Source organism: Nocardia vermiculata NBRC 100427 (genome assembly GCF_001613265.1).
GTDB classification, from domain to species: Bacteria; Actinomycetota; Actinomycetes; order Mycobacteriales; family Mycobacteriaceae; genus Nocardia; species Nocardia vermiculata.
This window is the reverse complement of sequence record NZ_BDCA01000001.1, coordinates 531139-550364: the sequence shown is the minus strand read 5'-3', so window position 1 is coordinate 550364 and position 19226 is coordinate 531139. Positions and strand designations below refer to the sequence as shown.

Sequence of the window (19226 nt, the reverse complement as noted above, 5' to 3'; positions counted from 1 at the left end):
GGAGCACGCCGACTATGTGCGCACGCACATACCGTGTCGGGCCTACGATCCTGGCGTGAAGTGGATGTCCCGGGCGTTCGGCTCGAAAGAGTTGCCGCCGCAAGTGCGTTCGGATCTGGAATCGGAAGGGATCGTCGTATTCGGCCCTGTGAGCGGATCGCTGGCCAGTCGCAACCATCGAACGCCACTGCATTACGGCTCGGCCAGCTGGGAAAATATTGTCGGCGGAACCATCGCCATGAGCAGCAGACGGCTGGTGATCTGGGGTAACCGCGAGGCATTGGTGGATGTATGGCTCGGACATCCGGCCGTCACCATGGAGCTGCAGGGTCCCGAACGGGTGCTGGTGGAAGCCGATCGGGGCGGGATCGACCCGATTCGTACCGGCTGGACCACCTTGATGCTGCGCACTATTCACGCACCGCGCGTCGCGCAGTTGTACGCGGAGGGCCTGCCACGCAGCGTGTGAACCACAGGCGATCGTGCGACGGCGCGCACGAGGTCGCAGCGCCGGTACCGGACCGGCACGGGAATGTCGGCGGCCGGAGGCGTGGGGGCGGCGCCACGGTCGGCGCCGCGTGGGAGACTGTCCACGTGTTGTTGTATCGGGACCAGGCGATTGTGCTGCGCCAGCACAAGCTGGGTGAGGCCGATCGCATCGTCACGCTGCTCACCCGTCAGCACGGACTGGTGCGGGCGGTGGCGAAGGGAGTGCGGCGCACCCGGTCCAAATTCGGGGCGCGGCTGGAGCCGTTCGCCTATATCGATGTGCAGCTGTACCCGGGACGCAACCTCGACACCGTCACCCAGGTACACACGGTGGAAGCGTTCGCCGCCGACATCGTCGCCGACTACGGTCGCTACACCGCCGCCTGCGCGGTCCTGGAAACCGCCGAGCGGCTCGCCGGGGAGGAACGCGCGCCCGCGCCACGGCTGCACACCCTCACAGCGGGTGCGCTGCGTGCGATCGCCGCCGCGCATCGCCCGCACGAACTCGTTCTCGACGCCTTCCTGCTGCGTGCGATGGGGTTCGCGGGCTGGGCACCGGCGCTCGACGACTGCGCCCGCTGTGCGACGCCGGGTCCGCACCGTGCTTTCCACGTGGCCGCCGGTGGAGCGGTCTGTGTGCATTGCCGTCCGCCCGGCTCGGCCACCCCGTCGGTGGGTGTGCTGGAACTGATGAGCGCACTGCACCGCGGCGACTGGGCGGGGCTGGACGTGGTCGCCGATTCGATTCGCCGCCAGGCCAGCGGGCTCACCGCCGCGCATCTGCAGTGGCATCTGGAGCGGCAGTTGCGCACTCTGCCGCTGATCGAACGCTCCCGCCCGCACGAAACGGTGGAGCAGGTGGATTCCCGGGTCGGATGACCCGGACGGCCGGACCGGGTGCGGACCACGACCCGGGCGCCACAGACATCCGGGACGTAGGCCCGGTGTGCCTATCCGAGGTCGGCCAGCTGCGGAACCACCGGTGCCATCTGCTCGATCCACGCCGCGGGGGAACCGGTGGTCGGGGTGACCAGTACCGCGTCGATGCCCAGTTTCGCGTAATCGGCCATGGCGCGGACGAATTCGTCCCGGTTGTCCGGTGCGGGTCGCGGGTTGTTCGCCATGATGGTGGTACGGATGGTGCCGACATCGCGGCCCACATCGTCGCAGTGGCGGCGCAGCACGTCGAGTTTGTGCGCCACATCCTCGGGGGAGGAGGCGGACAGGTTGCAGGCGTCGCCGTATTGCGCCACCAGTCGCAGCGTCTTCTTCTCACCCCCACCGCCGATCAGCACCTTCGGGCGGTGGATCGGCTGCGGTGAGCACAGCGTCTCGGCCAGCTGATAGTGCTTGCCCTCGAACGGCCCGTTGTTCTCGGGATCCCACATCTGCGCGCAGATCTGCAGTGTCTCTTCCAGTCGTTCGAAACGCTCCGAGATCGGCGGGAAATCGACCCCCATGCCGCGATGTTCGCGCTCGAACCAGGCTGCGCCGAGTCCGAGCGTCGCACGACCGCCCGAGAGAACGTCGACCGTGGTGACGATCTTGGCCAGCAGTCCGGGATGGCGATAGGTCACGCCCGTGACCAATAGTCCCAGGTCGATCGTGGAGGTGTGCGCGGCCAGGTAGCCGAGTGTGGTGTAGCCCTCGAGCATGTTCGCCTCGGCCGGCAGCCCGGTCGGTTCGATCTGGAAGTAGTGGTCCATGAACGACAGCCAGGTGGCACCGGCGCCTTCCGCCGCGCTGCCGACCCGGGCCAGTTCTCCGGCTATCGCGGAGGTGCCCCCGTCGATGTCGAAGATCGGAACGTGAATGCCGAATTCCATCCGTGGTTCTCCTTGTCGATGCCTGTTCTGCGTTCCGTACGCTAGCCCTTGGAGTGTGCTCCAGGTCAACCGTTTCGTGGCAGGTGAATGCGGTTGTTCGCGCTGCGAGAAACAGTGGCGGCCCGGAACTTTCGCTTGCCGCCGGATTCGCGGTGTCGACGCCGCGTCGGAGGGGTACCTTCGGTCGGAGGTTCACCCGGCAATATGGAGAAGGCTTCGATGTCCCACGAACTGGTCGAGTTCGATACCCAGAAGGCGCATTCGGCGCGGATGTACGACTACTACCTGGGCGGCAAGGACAACTATCCGGCCGACCGGGAGGCCGCGTCGAAGGTGATGGAAGCCTTCCCGGAGACGGCACAGGCCGCCCGGGCCAATCGCGAATTCGTCCACCGGGCGGCACGGTACGCCGCTCGCGACGGGGTGCGGCAGTTTCTCGATATCGGAACCGGAATTCCGACGGAACCGAATCTGCACAACGCCGTGCAGGCGGTGGACCCGCACTGCCGTGTCGTGTACGTCGACCACGATCCGCTGGTCCTGGCGCACGCGCGGGCGCTGATGGTGGGCTCGGCGGAAGGCCGTACCGAATTCATTGCCTCGGACGTGCGCGATACGGAGGACATTCTCGGCTCGGAGAAATTCCGAGCGGTGATCGATCTGTCCCAACCGGTGGCGCTCAACCTCGCCGCGATCATGCATTTCATCCCCGACGAGGAGGGGGCCTACGACATCGTGCGCACCTACATGGATGCGTTCGTCCCCGGGTCGTATCTGGCGATCACACATGCTTCCAGCGATCTGAATCCCGAGGCCTTCCAGAAGGTCGTGAAGGTGTACGAGTCGAACGGGATGACCGTCCCCCTGCGGGACAAAGCCGCGGTGGCCCGATTCTTCGACGGGCTGGAGCTGGTCGAACCCGGAGTCGTTCCGCTGCATCGCTGGCAGCCGAACCCGGATTTCTACATTCCGGAGGAGCGGCTCGCCTGGGCGGATTCCGCCTTCGGGGTGTGGTCCGGTGTCGGTGTCAAGCGCCGATGACCTGGCGACCGGTGGCCCGGCCTCGCGGGCGCTGCCGGATGTTGCAGGATAGGTGATGTGATCGGTAACCGCTCCCAGCCCTCTCGCACGATTCGCCCGCCGTCACCGCACCCGTCGGGCGCGACCCCGCCCGCGCTGCCCGCGGAGTTCGTGCCCAAACACGTGGCGCTGGTGATGGACGGTAACGGTCGCTGGGCGCAGGAACAGGGCCTGCCTCGTACGGTCGGGCACGAGCGCGGTGAAGCGGTGCTGATGGACACCGTCGAGGGCTGTATCGAGATCGGTGTGAAGTGGCTGTCCGCCTACGCCTTCTCGACCGAGAACTGGCGGCGCAGTCCCGACGAGGTGCGGTTCCTGATGGGATTCAACCGCGATGTGATCCGGCGCCGCCGCGACGAGATGCACGAGCTGGGTGTGCGCGTGCGCTGGGCGGGCCGGCGTCCGCGGCTGTGGCGCAGCGTGATCAAGGAACTCGAGGTCGCCGAGGAGCTCACCAAGGACAACACGGTGATGACTCTGACCATGTGTGTCAACTACGGTGGCCGCGCCGAAATCGCCGATGCGGCACGGGAGATCGCACGCCGGGTGGCGGCCGGGCAGCTGGATCCGGAGAAGGTCGACGAATCCACCTTCGCGAAGTTCCTGGACGAACCGGATATGCCGGATGTGGATCTGTTCCTGCGGCCCTCCGGGGAGTTGCGCAGCTCCAATTTCCTGATCTGGCAGTCGGCGTACGCCGAGTTCGTCTTCCAGCACACCCTGTTTCCGGATTTCGACCGACGTGACCTGTGGGAGGCATGTGTGGAGTACGCGAAGCGTGATCGCCGGTTCGGTGGTGTGAAGTGAGCGAGGAGTTGACCGTCGCCCGGCAATTGCACGATCAGGCCGCGGAATGCCTGCGTGCCGCGGGTATCGCGGTACGGGACGAGGAGGGCGGTGCGCTCGGATTCGAATTCGAGGGCACCCTGTGCTCGCTGCGTGCGGTGACGCTGGCGCCCGGCCTGGACGTACTGACGCTGACCTGCGTACTCGCCTGGGACCGGCCGTTGAAACCGCAACTGCACAAGCGGGTCGCCGATCGCAACAACGCCCTGCAGTTCGGTTCGCTGACCATCATCGCGCACGAGAAGCAGGCCGATGTGCTGCTGCGCTACACCTTCCCCGCGGCCGGGCTCGGCGACGACGCGCTGGTGACCATGCTGCTGCTGGTGCTCTCCGGGGCGAGCCGGGCCCGCCAGGGGCTGGTGCCCTGACCGGGAGGACCGGTCGGGCGCCCGCCGGTCAGTGCGAGGTGCGTTCGCGGCGTGCCGCGGTGACCGCCGCGCAGTCGCGGCAGGTACCGAACACCTCCATGGTGTGACTGATGTCGGTGAAGCCGTGCTCACCCGCGATCGCTTCGGCCCAGGCCTCCACGGTCGGTCCTTCCACCTCGACGGTGCGACCGCACTGCCGGCACACCAGGTGGTGGTGGTGCCCCTTGGAGCACTGCCGGTACACCGATTCGCCGGTGTCGGTACGCAATACGTCGACCTTGCCCGCATCGGCGAGCGACTGCAGCGTCCGGTACACGGTGGTGAGCCCGATGCCCTCACCGCGGCGGCGCAGTTCGTCGTGCAGGTCCTGAGCCGATCGGAATTCCTCGATATCGCCCAGGAGCGCGGTGATCGCGCTGCGCTGGCGGGTGCTGCGGATTCCGACCGTTTTCTCGGCTGTGCCCGTTTTCTCCGGCACGATCATCCTTCCTCGGCGTGTGCGACAGCGTCGACGACAATGCGTGCCAAATGATCGTCGACCAGTTCGTAGATGACTTCGCGGCCGGTGCGCTCGCCGCGCACCACTCCCGCGGATTTGAGGATGCGCAGGTGCTGGCTGACCAGCGGCTGTGTCACCCCCAGCGTATCGACCAGTTCGTGGACACAGCGCGGTGACTCCCGCAGCTGCAGCACGATCGCGATCCGCACCGGCGCGGCGAGGGCCCGTAGCAGCTCACCCGCGTTGTCGAGGGTGTTGCGCGCCGGAACCGCCGGCGCGACCGGCGCCCGATACGGATAGGGGTCGTGCGGGATCGGTGTGGGCGCCTCGACGGCGACGCGGCTTCGACGCGCGGGGGCACCGCTGTCGGCGGTCATCGAACCAACTCCTTATTGGAAACCGATGCCATTATTAATATGCACAGTTGCGCATGTCAACTTCCGGGCCTCGCGCGTTTCCGGTCGATACTGCTTCGCGCTGCACCCGACGGTATCGCTAGGCTGGGACGAATCGCCGATCCATCATCCAGAGGGAGAGCTAGCACCGTGGCACCCAAGTCGAAGGTCGACACCGTCGCCAATCTCGCCAAGCGCCGGGGGCTCGTATTTCCCAGCGGCGAGATCTACGGAGGCACCCGCTCGGCATGGGATTACGGTCCGCTGGGTGTCGAGTTCAAGGAGAACATCAAGAAGCAGTGGTGGCGTGCCATGGTCACCAGCCGCGACGATGTGGTCGGCCTGGACTCCTCGATCATCCTGCCGCGGCCGGTCTGGGTGGCGTCGGGGCACGTCAACGTCTTCAACGATCCGCTGGTCGAATGCCTGAACTGCCACAAGCGGCACCGGCAGGACCACCTGCAGGAGGCCTACGCGGCCAAGCACAAGATCGACGACCCGGACACCGTGTCCATGGAGCTGGTCGGCTGCCCGGACTGCGGCACCGTCGGCAAGTGGACCGAGCCGCGCGATTTCAACATGATGCTCAAGACCTACCTCGGCCCGATCGAGTCCGAGGAAGGCCTGCACTACCTGCGCCCGGAAACCGCGCAGGGCATCTTCGTGAACTTCGCCAATGTGATGACCACCGCGCGGAAGAAGCCGCCGTTCGGCATCGCGCAGATCGGTAAGAGCTTCCGCAACGAGATCACCCCGGGCAACTTCATCTTCCGCACCCGCGAGTTCGAGCAGATGGAGATGGAGTTCTTCGTCAAGCCGGGTGAGGACGAGCAGTGGCATCAGTACTGGATCGACACCCGCCTGGCCTGGTACACCGATCTCGGTATCGACCCGGAGAACCTGCGGCTCTACGAGCATCCGAAGGAGAAGCTCTCGCACTATTCGACCCGCACGGTCGATATCGAGTACCGCTTCCACTTCCAGGGCAGTGAATGGGGTGAGCTGGAGGGGGTCGCCAACCGCACCGACTTCGACCTGGGCACGCATTCGAAGCATTCCGGCACCGAGCTCAACTACTTCGATCAGAACACCAACGAGCGCTACACGCCCTACGTGATCGAACCTGCCGCGGGCCTGACCCGTTCACTGATGGCCTTCCTGATCGACGCCTACGTCGAGGACGAGGCGCCCAACGCCAAGGGCGTCCTGGAAAAGCGCACCGTGCTGCGGCTGGACCGCCGGCTCGCGCCGGTCAAGGCCGCGGTACTCCCGTTGTCGCGCAACGCCGATCTGTCGCCCAAGGCGAAGGATCTCGCCGCGCAACTGCGCAAGAACTGGAATGTCGACTTCGACGATGCCGGCGCCATCGGCCGCCGCTACCGCCGCCAGGACGAGATCGGCACCCCGTTCTGCATCACCGTCGACTTCGACACCCTCGACGATCAGGCCGTCACCGTGCGGGAGCGCGATTCGATGAGCCAGGAGCGGATCGCCCTGGACCAGGTCGAGGGATATCTGGCGCAGCGCCTGCTGGGTGCCTGAGCTATCTCGGCTCGCGCGCCGGTGGTGCGCGGGCCGCGGCCACGGCTCGTGCCGAAGCGGGCAAATCCGCTGAATCCGGCGGGTCGACACCGAACAGGCATAAGTGCTGCTGTACCGGGCATATCCGATTGCAGACGCGTCGCAGCGGTCCGGGCTCGGCCCGAGCGTTACCGGGACATCGGACCTGCCCACTCCGGAGACGGAGTGGGTGGTGTCGTTCGAGCACCGGCTGATGCGATGGTCCGCAGGCCCGGTCTCGACGAAAGGTGCCGGTCATGGCTCAGGCGGTCGTCTTCGATCGATACGGTGATCCCGACGTCCTGGATGTCCGCGAGGTCCCGGACCCACAGCCCGGTCCCGGAACGGTCGCGGTCGACATCGTCGCCGCCGGAATCAACCCGGGGGAGGCCAAGATTCGCAGCGGCGCGCTGCACGACATGTGGCCCGCGACCTTCCCGTCCGGGCAGGGCAGCGATTTCGCCGGACGAATCGCGGCACTCGGTGCGGGCGTCAGCGGCATGGCGGTCGGCGACGAGGTGCTCGGCTTCAGCAGCGAACGCTCCGCGCACGCGACTCGTGTGGTGGTCCCGGCCGAACAGGTGACCGGCAAACCGGCCGCCCTGTCCTGGGAGGCCGCCGGTTCGCTGTACGTGGCGGGAACGACCGCCTTCGCCGCGGTACGTGCGGTCGGTGCCGCACCGGGAGACACGATCGCGGTCGCCGGCGCGGCCGGCGGTGTCGGCTCGATCGCCGTGCAGCTGCTGCGCGCCCGCGAAGTGACCGTGATCGGCATCGCCGGCCCGGACAACCAGGAGTACCTGCGGGAGCTGGGTGCGGTGGCGGTCGAATACGGCGACGGGCTCGCCGAACGCATTCGAGCACTGGCACCGGCCGGACTCGACGGATTCATCGATGCGTACGGCGCCCCGTATGTGGAACTGGCACTCGAACTGGGAGTGTCACCCGAGCGGATCGACACCATCGCCGACTTCGCCGCAGTACGGCGGTACGGGGTGAAGGCCGAGGGCAATGCCGCCGCCGACACCATCGATGTACTGGCCCAACTCGCCCAACTCGCCGCGGCGGGAACGGTGCGGATCCCGATCGCCGCCACCTATCCGCTGACCGAGGTACGAGACGCGTTCACCGAACTCGAACACGGCCACACGCGCGGGAAGATCGTGCTGCTGCCCTGACCCGGGCAGCCGGGTGCCGAGCCCGAAGACGGCGAGCCGCTGTTGCCCGTGGCCCGGATCCGCTGTCCCGGAGCCGGATCCGCTACCGCCTGATGGTGTTCACCTCAGAATCGTCCGCCGCGGTTGATCCGCCGGGAACCGCTGGATCCACCGAAAGAGGATGGGCCCCAGCTACTTCTGCCCATCGGCCGACCACCGAACCCGCCCCCGCGCATGCCGCCACGCAGCATGCTGTCGATGAGTATGCCGCCGAGCACCGCCCCCGCCTGTGAACCTCCCGAAACAGGCCGGGTCGCTTGCCAATCCCGAACCTCGGACTGTGCGGCATACAGTGCACGAGTGGCCAGTTCGGCCGCCCGCTGCGCATGTGTCAGTGCCGTGCGCTGGTCGGTTCCGGACAGCTCCTCGGCGTGAGCCAGTTCGCGCTCCGCCTCGGAGAGCCGGGTGCGGGGTGTCGCCGTCACCGCTCCGCGACGGGTACCGATGAAGTCGGCCGCCGCATGGACCTGACCGCGTGCGGCGGTCAGTGCCTGCTCCAGTCGGCGGTGCAGTTGGTCGGCCGCCAGTTTGCGTGCGCCCGCCGCTTCGACGGCGCGGTCGAGCGCGGCATCGGCGGCGACGGCGCGCTGGAACGAGCCCAGCGGGTCCGCGTCCCCGTTCGCCTGTGCGGCGTCCCGGGCGGCGCGCGCCTCGGTGATCGCCGCGGCGAGATCGGGGCCGCCGTGTTCGGTGAGTCCGGCCGCCGTATCGAGATCGTGGTCCAGTTCGGCTGTCGCGGCGGGCAACCCGGCCCGCGCCTGCACGATGTCGGTCTCGGCGGTGTCGACGGCATCGAGCAGCGTGCGCGCCGCGCCGACCGCGGCCTCCGCGGCACGAATTGCGGCCACCGCACCACCCTGGCGCCCGACCGGCTGTTCGGTGGCAGCGCGTCCCTGCTCGATCGACTCCTCGGCATAGCCGATCCGGTCACGGGCCATCGTGACGTTGTCGCGCACCGGTGCGGTGACCGAATCCGGTTGCGCCTGCAGCAGCCGCGTCAGTGCGTCCTGTGCGTGGGGCAGGCGCACGGTGAGGTCGACCACGGCCCGCGTGAGTGCATCCAGCCGCTGTGGTGCATCGATGAGAAGATTGCGCATCGCGTCGAATTCGGCGACCTTGGCGTCCAGTTCGGCATCGGCGCGCCCGCAGGTCGAGATCAATTCCACGAGTAGGTCCCGACGCTGATCCGGGGTTTCGGGAATGTCGTCGTCCAGCCGTTGACGGATCGAAAAGGCGTGCTCCAACGCATTTTTCGCCGATTGCAGCGCGGCGCCGAAGGAGGTGGTGGCGGTGGCGCCGAATTCGTCGGTGGCCAAGCGCAACTCGTCGGCACTGTTGCGGACGGCATCGTCGGTCTCGACCAGGATCTGTGCGGCACGGGCTTCCAGCAGATCCGGCCGGAGCCGGCTCAGTGCGGCGGTATCGGTCGGGTCGACGTCGCCGACCGCGGCGGTCTCGGCTCGGGTGCGGGAGCGTTTGCGCCACTGCGAATAGCCCAGGACCAGGCCGAGCACACCCAGCACGAGCAGTGTGATCACGATCAGCGGCCAGATCCCGCTGCCGCCGGAATTGCCCATGGCCGAGGACAGTCCGTCTGCCGTGGCGACCGCCGCATCCGCCCACCGTCCGTCGCGCAAGCGGGGCTCGACCTGGTCGGCGAGCAGCGTATCCAGTTCCGAGTCGCTCACCGATGTGGGCAGCGTGCCGGCCAGGGAGTAGGAGCGGTCGGCGGTCGCGATGGACAGCAGGACGTCGCGTTCCCCGAAACCGGATTCCGCTGCGGTGCGGTCACCCCAGGTCTGCGGGTCGAGACCACCGAAATCGTGGACGTAGACCACCCACAGCCGTTCCCGGTGCGCGCTGTAGAGCGCGTCCACGGATCCGCGGACCGCATCGCGCCCGCTGCCGTCGAGCGCATGCGCATTGTCGGTCACATAGTCGCCCAGCCGTGCCGGTTCGTCGGCGACGGCCGAACCGCAGCAGCCCAGGACGAAGCCGAACAGCAGCGACAGCAGCACCGAGAGGAGCATCGGCGGGCGCGATCGGCGAATACGGGCGAGCGACGGCATGAGACGAATCTATCCGGCACGGCGCTGCGGAGGTCGGATTGTGGCCCACCTGTGTCGGTGATCGATGGTTACCATCGGCAGGGTGATCACGCTGGATATTCCCTATACGGGACACATTGCACCGGGCGCCGATCCGCAGCAGCGGGAGGTGCCGGGCGCCAGGATCGTGAAGATGTCGGTCGGCGGTATGGACAACAACGTCTACCTGGTGCAGGACGCTGCCACCGGTGACGCGGTCCTGATCGACGCCGCCAACGAATCCGAGCGCATCCAGGCACTGCTCGATCAGGAGGTGCCGGGCCGGTTGCGGCTGATCGTCACCACCCATCAGCATTTCGACCACTGGCAGGCACTGAGCGCCGTGGTGGCCGACACCGGCGCGCCGACCGCCGCGCACCCGCTGGACGCCGAACCGCTGCCGGTACGGCCGGACCGGCTGCTCGCCGAAGGCGATACGGTCACCATCGGTGAGCTCGAATTCGAGGTGCTGCATCTGCGTGGCCACACGCCCGGCTCGGTGGCGCTGGCACTGACCGACGGCGCCGGCCGGACCCACCTGTTCACCGGTGACTGCCTGTTCCCCGGTGGTGTGGGCCGCACGACCACACCGGAGGAGTTCGAATCCCTCTACACCGATGTCACGACGAAGGTGTTCGACCGGTTCGGCGACGACACCGTCGTCTATCCGGGCCACGGCGACGACACCACGCTCGGTGCCGAACGGCCGCAGCTCGAGCAGTGGCGGCAGCGCGGCTGGTGAACCCGGACACGACCGGCGCGGTGAGTAGTTTCGCAATCGATACGTGACCGAGCACTGGCACACTCGGGGGATGCCCTCGGCAGTCATTCACCATGCGCCCACCCGGTCGCCGACCACGGACCGCCGTCCCCGCGGTTCGGGGACGGCGCGCTGGGCGCGGCGGGTGATCGCCGGCATCGTGCTGATGGGTGCGGTGCTGGTCGGCGGCACCGCGTTCCGGGTTTGGCAGGTGGCCCGGATCAGCGATCACACCCACGCCGACGCCATCGTGGTGCTCGGTGCCGCCCAGTACGACGGCACGCCGTCGTCGGTATTCGAGGCCCGACTCGACCAGGCCTACTACCTGTTCTCCAAGGGGGTGGCGCCGTTGGTGGTGACCGTCGGTGGCAAACAGGTCGGCGACAACTACACCGAGGCGGCTTCGGGTAAGAACTACCTGGCCGATCGCGGTATCCCGGCCGACCGGATCATCGCCGTACAGACCGGATCGGACACCTTGCAGAGCGTGGAGGCGGTCGCGGCGAGGTTGCATGAGCAGGGCCTGTCCAGCGCTGTGCTGGTGAGCGATCCCTGGCATTCGCTGCGCACCCGGACCATGGCCCGCGACGCGGGGCTGTCCGCCTGGACCGCGCCGACCCGAACCGGCCCCTCGGTCTACACCCGCGAATCGCAGCTGCACGGCATCGCCCGGGAAACCGGTGCGCTGCTGTGGTACCAGCTGACCCATTTCTCCGCCGACTTCCCCTACACCGCGGCCCAGTGAGAATCAGGCGGACCACCCCGTGAGTACCGATGCGATGCCGCAGTGCCCGTATGCCGATGCCGACCACGAGCGCATGGTTGCCGAAACCTCGCCCACCGCGGGGTTGCGCTGGTCGCCGTCGCCTGCCCGGCGCAGCGATTTCGCGCGTGACCGTGCCCGGGTGCTGCATTCCGCGGCGTTGCGCCGGTTGGCCGACAAGACCCAGGTGATGGGCCCGCGCGAGGGAGACACCCCGCGTACCCGGCTCACCCATTCCCTGGAGGTGGCTCAGATCGGCCGCAGCATCGCCGAGGGGCTGGGCTGTGATGCGGATCTGGTGGATCTCGCCGGGCTGGCACACGACATCGGCCACCCGCCCTACGGGCACAACGGTGAACGCGCGCTCGACGAATTCGCCGACGCCCACGGCGGATTCGAGGGCAATGCGCAGAATCTGCGGATCCTCACCCGGCTGGAGCCGAAGGTGTTCGACGCCGGCGGACAGAGTTACGGCCTGAACCTGACCCGGGCAGCGCTCGATGCCACGGTGAAGTATCCCTGGCCGCGCACCGGCACCGGCTCCAAGTTCGGGGCCTACGACGCCGATCTGGACCGGCTGCACTGGGTACGCCGGGGCGCGCCCGAGCGCCGGCAGTCGCTGGAGTCACAGGTCATGGACTGGGCCGACGACGTCGCCTACTCGGTGCACGATGTGGAGGACGGGGTGATCGCCGGCCGGATCGACCTGCGTGCGCTCGCCGATCCGGCCGAGCAGGCCGCGCTCGCGGAATTGGGCCGGATCCGGCACCACGATCTGAGCACCGACGATCTTGTCGCGGCCGCCGCACGGTTGTCGCAACTGCAGGTGATCGCGGACGCCGCCGGCTACGACGGCACCCTGCGTGCCTCGGCGGCACTGAAACGGCTCACCAGCGATCTGGTCGGACGGTTCGCGACCGCCGCCGTGGAGGCCACCCGTGCGGGCTGGGTGGGGCGGGCACTGTGCCGGTACTCGGCCGACCTCGAAGTCCCCGCGGTGGTCGCCGCCGAGGTCGCCCTGCTGAAGACGGTGGCGCTGCGCTACGTGATGTCGGATCCCGAGCATCGCGGCCGGCAGGCGCGGCAGCGCGAACGGATCCACCTGGTCGCCGACCGTTTGGCGGCGCGGGCTCCACAGGGACTGGATCCGATCCTGCTGCCGTGGTGGCAGGAGGCAGGCGACGACACCGAACGGGTGCGGGTGATCGTGGATCAGATCGCCTCCTACACCGAGAGCAGACTCGAGCGGGTCGCAGCCCGCTGACGTCGGTGCTCGACCGGGTCGTCATCGGCACTCGGCGTGGTTGCCACCGTCGCCGACCCGGGCCGCCCGGCGGCGCTCGACGTGGACGATCGGTACGCGACTAGACTCGGGTGCCGTGGCAGGACGACTTCCGGATCGCGATATCGCGGCAATACGTGAACGCGTACGCATCGAGGACGTTGTCGGCGAATACGTCTCCCTCAAACGCGCAGGTGCCGACTCCTTGAAGGGGTTGTGCCCGTTCCACGACGAGAAGTCGCCGTCGTTCCATGTGCGCCCCAATCACAGCCACTTCCACTGCTTCGGCTGCGGGGAGAGCGGTGACGTCTTCGCCTTCCTGCAGAAGATCGACCACGTCGGATTCGTCGAGGCCGTCGAGCAACTGGCCGACCGGATCGGCTACCGGATCAATTACGAGGGCGGCGGCACCTCGGTGCAGCGCGACCGTGGCACCCGCGCCCGCCTGGTCGCCGCGAATGCCGCCGCGCACGAGTTCTATCAGGCCCAGTTGCGTGAACCCGAGGCCGAGGCGGCCCGTAAATATCTCACCGACCGCAATTTCGACGCGGCCACGGCGGGGCGATTCGGCTGCGGATATGCCCCCGCCGGCTGGGACACGCTGACCAAACATCTCATGCGCCGGGGCTTCGAGATGAAGGAGCTGGAGGCCGCGGGGCTGTCCAAGCCCGGCCGGCGCGGGCCGATCGACCGCTTCCACCGCCGGCTGCTGTGGCCGATCCGGAATCTGAGCGGTGATGTGATCGGCTTCGGCGCGCGCCGGTTGTACGACGACGACCAGATGAGCGCGAAGTACATCAACACACCGGAAACGATGCTGTACAAGAAGTCTCAGGTGCTGTTCGGCCTCGATCACGCCAAACGCGAGATCGCCAAGAGCCACCAGGCGGTGGTCGTCGAGGGCTACACCGATGTGATGGCGATGCATCTGGCCGGTGTCACCACGGCCGTGGCCTCCTGTGGCACCGCCTTCGGCGACGAGCATCTGTCGATGCTGCGCCGGTTGCTGATGGACGACAACTTCTGGCGCGGCGAGATCATCTACACCTTCGACGGTGATGCCGCAGGCCAGGCCGCGGCGATGAAGGCGTTCACCGGTGACCAGAAGTTGGCCGGCCAGACCTATATCGCGGTGGCGCCCGACGGTCAGGACCCGTGTGAACTGCGCCAGCATGCCGGTGACGGCGCTGTCCGTGATCTGGTGGCGCGCCGGGTCCCGTTGTACGAGTTCGTGATTCGCGGCCTGCTCGCCGACCATGATCTCGACACCGCCGAGGGGCAGGTGGAGGCGTTGCGGCGTGCGGTGCCGGTGGTCGCGCAGATCAAGGACAACGCGCTGCGCAAGGCCTATGCGACCAAGTTGGCTGGTTGGGTCGGCTGGAACGACATCCAGCAGGTGGTCCGCCGGGTGGGCGATCAGGCGCGGCGTGGGAACCAGGTCAAGGGGGTGCCTGCCCGTGCGGCGGCGGTCGAGCCGAAGGCTGCCGATTCGGCCGCGGCGCGTCCCGACCCGGCCGACCCGGTGCTGCTACCACAGCGCCAGGTACTGGCGGCCGCGCTGCAGTACCCGGCAACGGCGGGCCCGCTGTTCGACAGCCTGGAACCCGAGGCGTTCACCCATCCCGCCTACGGCGCCGTGCGTGCCGCCCTGGCCGCCGCAGGCGGAACGGCGGCGGGAATCGGTGGTGCGGAATGGGTTTCACGGGTGGCCGACCACACCGACGATCTCATGCTGCGGGCGCTGGTGTCCGAGCTGGCGGCCGAGCCGTTGCCGGTGAAATCGATGGACGGGATCCCGCGTTTCATCGCCGGTGTACTCGGCCGGGTCCAGGAGGCTTGGGTCGGGCGCCAGGTCGCGGAACTGAAGTCGAAACTGCAGCGGGTGTCCTCGACCGAACAACCCGAGGCCTATATGGCGCTGTTCGGCGATTTGGTTGCCCTGGAGCAGTACCGCAAGAGCCTGCTCACACAGGCGATGGGAAACTCGGACGATTTCTCGGCTGTGTGAGGCGGGCTCGCGGGGGTGGCCTCAGCGGCGCAGTTGATCCTGCGGCACCAGGACGGTGGTGTGCTCGTCCAGCGGCTCCATGGGTTCGAGCTTCGGCCGGGTGCTGAGGCCGTCCGACAACTTCTGCCGGCTCACCTGCACCAGCTTGCGGGTGACCGGACTGGCGGCGACAGCGCGAGTGGTCTTGCTGATCTGCTCGTAGCGAGCCCGTCCCGCCTTGGCCCCCAGTACATAACCGGCTGCGACGCCGATGATCAACCGCAGCATTCTTTCGGGCTCCTCCCAGTAGCTGTTCGCAGGGTACATCCTGCCCGACATCGCGCCGAGCTGTCGATCCGGCACCACCTTGCCATGTGGCGCCGACACATTCTGTCGCGCACGATTGCCCGGCCCCACCCGGTCTGTCGGCGCCGGACACATTCGCCCAGGTCCAGCCCCGATTTGGGGGGTGTGGTGGTGATACGCTAAAGTTTGTCCTCGGTCGGACCGGACGGAACGACCGAGGTAATCCCCTATAGCTCAATTGGCAGAGCAGCCGACTGTTAATCGGCAGGTTTCTGGTTCGAGTCCAGATGGGGGAGCAGAAAACAGCCCCTACCAGTGTAAACGGGTAGGGGCTGTTTCGTGTTCGGGCACTGTGTCGGCGTCGGTCCGGGGGCGAGATCTCAGGACACGGTTGCTGCGGCGTGTCGTCCGTCGCGCGCGGAGGTGACGGGTCGCCGGCGGGCAGCGATTCGCCGGCCTGCACCGCCGCGGCCCATTGCGCGGTGGTCCCACCGCGGCAAGGTTCGAGTGGGACAGCACCAGCAACGTCTTGCGCAGGGGGCGATCTACGCGTTAGACGGTGCGTCGATGTTCCCTCCGGCCGCACGGGGCGAATGTGTGGTCGTGCCCGGCAGGACCAGGATCTTGACATGCTCGTCAGGTTGGCGAAGCGCCGCGAAGGCATCCGCGACGTCGTCGAGACAGACGCGACCGGTGATGATCGCCTCGGCGTCGATTTCGCCGTCTGCCAGCCGCTGCAGCGTGATGTCGTACGCGTTCTCGTAGGGGCCGTGTCCGAAGTTGACGGCGATCCGCCGGAACTGGCCGACCACCGGGACGATGACCTCGTCGTCGAATGGTGCGGCCAGCACTTGGATCCGGGAGTTGAACGGGAGCGTGTGCAGCAGTGTGCCCAGGATTCCGGCGCGGCCACTGCACTCGTAGGCGATGAGGATTCCCGGGCCGCCCTGACCGACGAGAGGATTGCCCTCGGCGACCATGCGGTTGTACACCTCGATCGGGTCGTTCTCGGCCGGGTCGACGACAACGTCGGCGCCGAGTGCGGCGGCGAGTTCGCGGCGTTTGGGTGCGGGCTCGGAGGCGATGACCGGTACGCCACGGGCCTTCGCGGCGATGATGGCGCCGAGACCGATACTGCCGCAACCGATCACCAGCGCCGAGTCGGCGGCGGTGAGGCCGGATTGCTGCACGTGCATCTCACCGACGTGCAATGGCTCGGCCAGCGTGGCGTGTTCGAGTGAGAGCTTGTCCGGCACCTGCCGCACCCAGGACGCGTCGACCACGATGTGCTCGCCGAACGCGCCGTGGTACTCGTTGGAGTAGCCGATGATCGTGGGAATACCGCTGCTCGTGTCGGTCGCCAGCCCGATCCCGGCGACCCGGTCTCCGACCGCGAAATCGGTGACATCCGAGCCGAGTTCGCGGACCACTCCCGCGTACTCGTGCCCGAGCACCACCGGCCGGTCGGTGTCGAAGGTGGCCAGCGGGTAGCCGGCATTCTCGGCGACGTGGACGAACCGGCCGGGGTCCTTCGACATGCTCAGATCGCTGCCACAGATACCGCAGGCGGCGACGTCGATGCGGATCTGTCCCGGTCCCGGCGCGGGTGCCTCCGGCACATCGGCGACCGTGAAGCTGCCGTGCTGGAACTGTGTGGCTCTCATGCTTGTGCTCCTTCGGACCGGCCGTAGTAGTCGGTATGGGCCTTGGTGAGCGCCCCGACCAGGCTCCCGATGAGGTGGTCGCGGTGGTCTTCGGCGAACTGCAGGCTCGCTCGGCGGCCGGCGTTGCGGCGTGTGAAATGCGGGATGACCTCGGAGGCGAAGAGTTCGTAGCTGCGTTTGGTGGCCTCCCAGTCGGCCATGTCGACGTGCAGGATCAGCAGGGTGCCGAAGCCGCCGGTCTTCTCGATCAGCCGCTCGATCTGCGCGATCGCCTCGTCCGGGGTACCGATGATGGCCTGACCGAACTCGCCGAGGGTGTCGTTACGCCACTGGTCGATGATGCCGGCCGGGGTCTGTGCCCAGTCCGGGTTCGCGCCGGTCTGGCGGTTGACGTAGGCCGCCATGGAACCGATCCGGCGGCTGACCGCACGCTCGGCATCGGCCCGCGTTTCCGCGAGGAACATCGGGTTCACCAGGCGCCAGGTCGAGCGGGCCGCGACGTGGCCGTGCTCGGCCGCGACCTTCTCGTAGACACCCCAGTTGCGGTCGAGGGCCTCGAAGCCGGTGGGTGAGCCGGCGGCGAGGGAGAGCAGCGACAGACCGTGGGTGCCGGCGAGAACGGACCCGTTGGGCGAGATCGTCGACGCGGTGACGACCTCGATGCCGGCCGGGTCGTAGGTGGGTAGCTGGGTGCGGGCGTCGCGCAGCGTGAACCAGTCCGTCTCCATGTCGACGACCTCGCCGCGCAGCAGCCGCAGGATCGCCTCGAGCGCCTCGCCCTGGCGGCGGCGCTGGTCGTTCGGGTCGATGCCCATCATGTGGGCGTCGAGGGGGATCTTGCCGGGCCCGGTGCCGAAGATGACCCGGCCGCGGGTCTGCAGGTCGAGCTGGGTGATCCGGTCCGCGGTGATCAGCGGGTGATGGTAGGGCAGGGATACGACGCCGGTGCCGAACCGGATGCGCTCGGTGCGCTCGGCCGCCGCGGCGATGAACACCTCCGGCGCCGGGACGATTTCCGCGCCGGTGGAATGGTGCTCACCTATCCACGCCTCGTCGAACCCGAGGTGATCGAGGTGTTGCATGAGATCGATATCGCGCCTGAGCTGCAGGGCAGGATCGGCGTCGAGTGGATGGTAGGGAGCCAGGAAGGCTCCGAAGCGGATTGACGCTGCAGACCACATAGTGACATCTCCTGAGGCGGGAAGTGAGCTGCTTCACTCCTTCGACCTCCACATCTATCATGGATCAACTGATCCATAAATGGCATGCGTAGAAGTCATTGATGACCACGAATAGTCTGCCCGCACAGTGGGGTACTGACTTGAGAGGACCTCGACCGGTGTATTTAATGGATCACCTGAATCAGAAATCTAGTGGAACAGGTCCGAGCACGCCGAACCGCCGCCACCTTGGCGTCGCCCGGCTGACACGTGCCAAGCTCATGCACATGACCGACTTCCGGCAGAACCGTCAAGGCGACGTGACACGGGTACGTCTGGTGAAGACCGCCGAACGGCTCTTCGCGGCGAACGGGCTCGATGCGGTATCGCTGCGGTCGATCAACGCTGCCGCCGGGCTGGGGCCGTCGTCGGCCCACTACCATTTCGGCACCAAGAACGACCTGCTCACCGCAGTTCTGTTGGATATGGGGACGGCCGTCCGGGACCGGATCAGCGACAATGTGGGCGTCCTCGCGGCCGAAGGGCATCCGCCCACCGTGGACGCCCTGATCCGTGCCGTGACAGAGCCCTACAAAACGCTGCTGCTCCGCCACCGCACCCGGGGGATGAGATGGATCAGGATCGTCACGCAGCTCTCACAACAGGGACACCCCGTGCTGGAGGCAACCGAGCTGGACCTTCGTGGCCGTCTCCTCGAACAAGTTCGCCGAACCTTCCCCGTCACCGATCCCGACCGGCTCGAACGCCGTTGGGCCGTAGCGCTGATGGGGTTCTTGCAAGCGCTGAGCCGGGCGGACGACTGGAGCGAGGACGGCAGACCGCTGACGGGGGAACAGCTGGCCGACTTCTATGAAGACCAGGTCGCCTTCCTCATCGGGGGAGCTCGGCAACTACTGGGATGATTCGGACGAACTCG

At 67.5% G+C, this 19226-nt stretch carries 19 protein-coding genes and 1 tRNA gene; 13 read left to right on the top strand and 7 right to left on the bottom strand.

The features are described from left to right. The first annotated feature begins 55 nt into the window (after positions 1-55). Together NV2_RS02595 and recO are read left to right on the top strand one after the other, a co-directional pair. A complete protein-coding gene (locus tag NV2_RS02595; protein WP_157102707.1) occupies positions 56-469 on the top strand; it encodes a hypothetical protein in 414 nt (137 codons plus the stop codon). 125 nt (positions 470-594) lie between these two features. Beyond that, positions 595-1368 carry a DNA repair protein RecO gene (gene recO, locus NV2_RS02590; protein ID WP_084473781.1) on the top strand — a complete coding sequence of 258 codons (774 nt, stop codon included), beginning with the start codon at positions 595-597 and terminating at the stop codon, positions 1366-1368. Positions 1369-1439: 71 nt separating this feature from the next. Here the strand turns inward: recO and NV2_RS02585 are convergent, their stop codons facing one another. Continuing rightward, the gene (locus NV2_RS02585; protein WP_067868474.1) at positions 1440-2315 is read right to left on the bottom strand and encodes an LLM class F420-dependent oxidoreductase; all 876 of its coding nucleotides are present in this window, start codon (positions 2313-2315) and stop codon (positions 1440-1442) included. Positions 2316-2534: 219 nt separating this feature from the next. Here NV2_RS02585 and NV2_RS02580 point away from each other — a divergent pair, with 219 nt between their 5' ends. Genes NV2_RS02580 through NV2_RS02570 form a run of 3 tightly spaced genes read left to right on the top strand, consistent with a single transcriptional unit; the run spans position 2535 to position 4609 of the window. Beyond that, a complete protein-coding gene (locus tag NV2_RS02580; RefSeq protein ID WP_067869273.1) occupies positions 2535-3356 on the top strand; it encodes an SAM-dependent methyltransferase in 822 nt (273 codons plus the stop codon). Positions 3357-3413: 57 nt separating this feature from the next. Then, the gene (locus tag NV2_RS02575; RefSeq protein ID WP_373863524.1) at positions 3414-4202 is read left to right on the top strand and encodes an isoprenyl transferase; all 789 of its coding nucleotides are present in this window, start codon (positions 3414-3416) and stop codon (positions 4200-4202) included. A gap of 8 nt (positions 4203-4210) precedes the next feature. Next, positions 4211-4609, top strand: coding sequence for a YbjN domain-containing protein (locus NV2_RS02570; protein WP_067869267.1), 399 nt, complete (start codon positions 4211-4213; stop codon positions 4607-4609). Positions 4610-4637: 28 nt separating this feature from the next. Here the strand turns inward: NV2_RS02570 and NV2_RS02565 are convergent, their stop codons facing one another. After that, positions 4638-5093: a Fur family transcriptional regulator gene (locus NV2_RS02565; RefSeq protein ID WP_157102705.1), complete on the bottom strand. Its 456-nt coding sequence runs from the start codon at positions 5091-5093 to the stop codon at positions 4638-4640. Next, positions 5090-5485, bottom strand: a complete 396-nt coding sequence (locus tag NV2_RS02560; protein ID WP_210748909.1) for an ArsR/SmtB family transcription factor — start codon at positions 5483-5485, stop codon at positions 5090-5092. The genes NV2_RS02565 and NV2_RS02560 overlap by 4 nt, the downstream gene beginning before the upstream one ends. A gap of 168 nt (positions 5486-5653) precedes the next feature. Here NV2_RS02560 and NV2_RS02555 point away from each other — a divergent pair, with 168 nt between their 5' ends. Together NV2_RS02555 and NV2_RS02550 are read left to right on the top strand one after the other, a co-directional pair. Continuing rightward, positions 5654-7045, top strand: a complete 1392-nt coding sequence (locus NV2_RS02555; protein WP_067868471.1) for a glycine--tRNA ligase — start codon at positions 5654-5656, stop codon at positions 7043-7045. A 275-nt stretch (positions 7046-7320) separates the two neighbouring features. After that, positions 7321-8241, top strand: coding sequence for an NADP-dependent oxidoreductase (locus tag NV2_RS02550; RefSeq protein ID WP_067868469.1), 921 nt, complete (start codon positions 7321-7323; stop codon positions 8239-8241). 104 nt (positions 8242-8345) lie between these two features. Here the strand turns inward: NV2_RS02550 and NV2_RS02545 are convergent, their stop codons facing one another. Next, on the bottom strand, positions 8346-10349 hold the full coding sequence (locus tag NV2_RS02545) for a TPM domain-containing protein (RefSeq protein ID WP_084473780.1): 2004 nt from the start codon (positions 10347-10349) through the stop codon (positions 8346-8348). Between the two features lie 64 nt (positions 10350-10413). On the opposite strand from NV2_RS02545, the gene NV2_RS02540 reads away from it, so the two are divergent. The 4 genes from NV2_RS02540 to dnaG all read left to right on the top strand — a co-directional run bounded on the left by NV2_RS02540 (position 10414) and on the right by dnaG (position 15180). Continuing rightward, positions 10414-11109 (top strand): MBL fold metallo-hydrolase, encoded by a 696-nt coding sequence (locus NV2_RS02540; RefSeq protein WP_067868467.1) that lies wholly within the window; start codon positions 10414-10416, stop codon positions 11107-11109. Positions 11110-11194: 85 nt separating this feature from the next. Beyond that, positions 11195-11872, top strand: a complete 678-nt coding sequence (locus tag NV2_RS02535; RefSeq protein ID WP_067869255.1) for a YdcF family protein — start codon at positions 11195-11197, stop codon at positions 11870-11872. Between the two features lie 34 nt (positions 11873-11906). Next, a complete protein-coding gene (locus NV2_RS02530) occupies positions 11907-13154 on the top strand; it encodes a deoxyguanosinetriphosphate triphosphohydrolase (RefSeq protein ID WP_067868464.1) in 1248 nt (415 codons plus the stop codon). Positions 13155-13269: 115 nt separating this feature from the next. Further along, positions 13270-15180 carry a DNA primase gene (gene dnaG, locus NV2_RS02525; RefSeq protein WP_067868461.1) on the top strand — a complete coding sequence of 637 codons (1911 nt, stop codon included), beginning with the start codon at positions 13270-13272 and terminating at the stop codon, positions 15178-15180. Between the two features lie 21 nt (positions 15181-15201). On the opposite strand, the gene NV2_RS02520 is transcribed toward dnaG, so the two are convergent. Then, the gene (locus NV2_RS02520; RefSeq protein WP_067869252.1) at positions 15202-15447 is read right to left on the bottom strand and encodes a hypothetical protein; all 246 of its coding nucleotides are present in this window, start codon (positions 15445-15447) and stop codon (positions 15202-15204) included. A gap of 241 nt (positions 15448-15688) precedes the next feature. On the opposite strand from NV2_RS02520, the gene NV2_RS02515 reads away from it, so the two are divergent. Further along, positions 15689-15761, top strand: a tRNA-Asn gene (locus NV2_RS02515). A gap of 249 nt (positions 15762-16010) precedes the next feature. Here the strand turns inward: NV2_RS02515 and NV2_RS02510 are convergent. Both NV2_RS02510 and NV2_RS02505 read right to left on the bottom strand, forming a co-directional pair. Next, complete coding sequence (locus NV2_RS02510) at positions 16011-17129, bottom strand: alcohol dehydrogenase catalytic domain-containing protein (protein WP_084473778.1); 1119 nt, start codon at positions 17127-17129, stop codon at positions 16011-16013. Further along, positions 17126-18310 (bottom strand): LLM class flavin-dependent oxidoreductase, encoded by a 1185-nt coding sequence (locus NV2_RS02505; RefSeq protein ID WP_067868459.1) that lies wholly within the window; start codon positions 18308-18310, stop codon positions 17126-17128. The genes NV2_RS02510 and NV2_RS02505 overlap by 4 nt, the downstream gene beginning before the upstream one ends. Positions 18311-18576: 266 nt before the next feature. On the opposite strand from NV2_RS02505, the gene NV2_RS02500 reads away from it, so the two are divergent. Further along, positions 18577-19212 carry a TetR/AcrR family transcriptional regulator gene (locus NV2_RS02500; RefSeq protein ID WP_067869249.1) on the top strand — a complete coding sequence of 212 codons (636 nt, stop codon included), beginning with the start codon at positions 18577-18579 and terminating at the stop codon, positions 19210-19212. Positions 19213-19226 lie beyond the last annotated feature (14 nt).

What these genes read in the sequence shown, in the direction of transcription:
- NV2_RS02585 (WP_067868474.1), bottom strand. Translation starts at nt 2,315, where the DNA reads ATGGAATTCGGCATTCACGTTCCGATCTTCGACATCGACGGGGGCACC.
- NV2_RS02580 (WP_067869273.1), top strand. Translation starts at nt 2,535, where the DNA reads ATGTCCCACGAACTGGTCGAGTTCGATACCCAGAAGGCGCATTCGGCG.
- NV2_RS02565 (WP_157102705.1), bottom strand. Translation starts at nt 5,093, where the DNA reads ATGATCGTGCCGGAGAAAACGGGCACAGCCGAGAAAACGGTCGGAATC.
- NV2_RS02560 (WP_210748909.1), bottom strand. Translation starts at nt 5,485, where the DNA reads ATGACCGCCGACAGCGGTGCCCCCGCGCGTCGAAGCCGCGTCGCCGTC.
- NV2_RS02550 (WP_067868469.1), top strand. Translation starts at nt 7,321, where the DNA reads ATGGCTCAGGCGGTCGTCTTCGATCGATACGGTGATCCCGACGTCCTG.
- NV2_RS02545 (WP_084473780.1), bottom strand. Translation starts at nt 10,349, where the DNA reads ATGCCGTCGCTCGCCCGTATTCGCCGATCGCGCCCGCCGATGCTCCTC.
- NV2_RS02540 (WP_067868467.1), top strand. Translation starts at nt 10,414, where the DNA reads ATGGTTACCATCGGCAGGGTGATCACGCTGGATATTCCCTATACGGGA.
- NV2_RS02530 (WP_067868464.1), top strand. Translation starts at nt 11,907, where the DNA reads ATGCCGCAGTGCCCGTATGCCGATGCCGACCACGAGCGCATGGTTGCC.
- NV2_RS02520 (WP_067869252.1), bottom strand. Translation starts at nt 15,447, where the DNA reads ATGCTGCGGTTGATCATCGGCGTCGCAGCCGGTTATGTACTGGGGGCC.
- NV2_RS02510 (WP_084473778.1), bottom strand. Translation starts at nt 17,129, where the DNA reads ATGAGAGCCACACAGTTCCAGCACGGCAGCTTCACGGTCGCCGATGTG.
- NV2_RS02505 (WP_067868459.1), bottom strand. Translation starts at nt 18,310, where the DNA reads ATGTGGTCTGCAGCGTCAATCCGCTTCGGAGCCTTCCTGGCTCCCTAC.
- NV2_RS02500 (WP_067869249.1), top strand. Translation starts at nt 18,577, where the DNA reads ATGACCGACTTCCGGCAGAACCGTCAAGGCGACGTGACACGGGTACGT.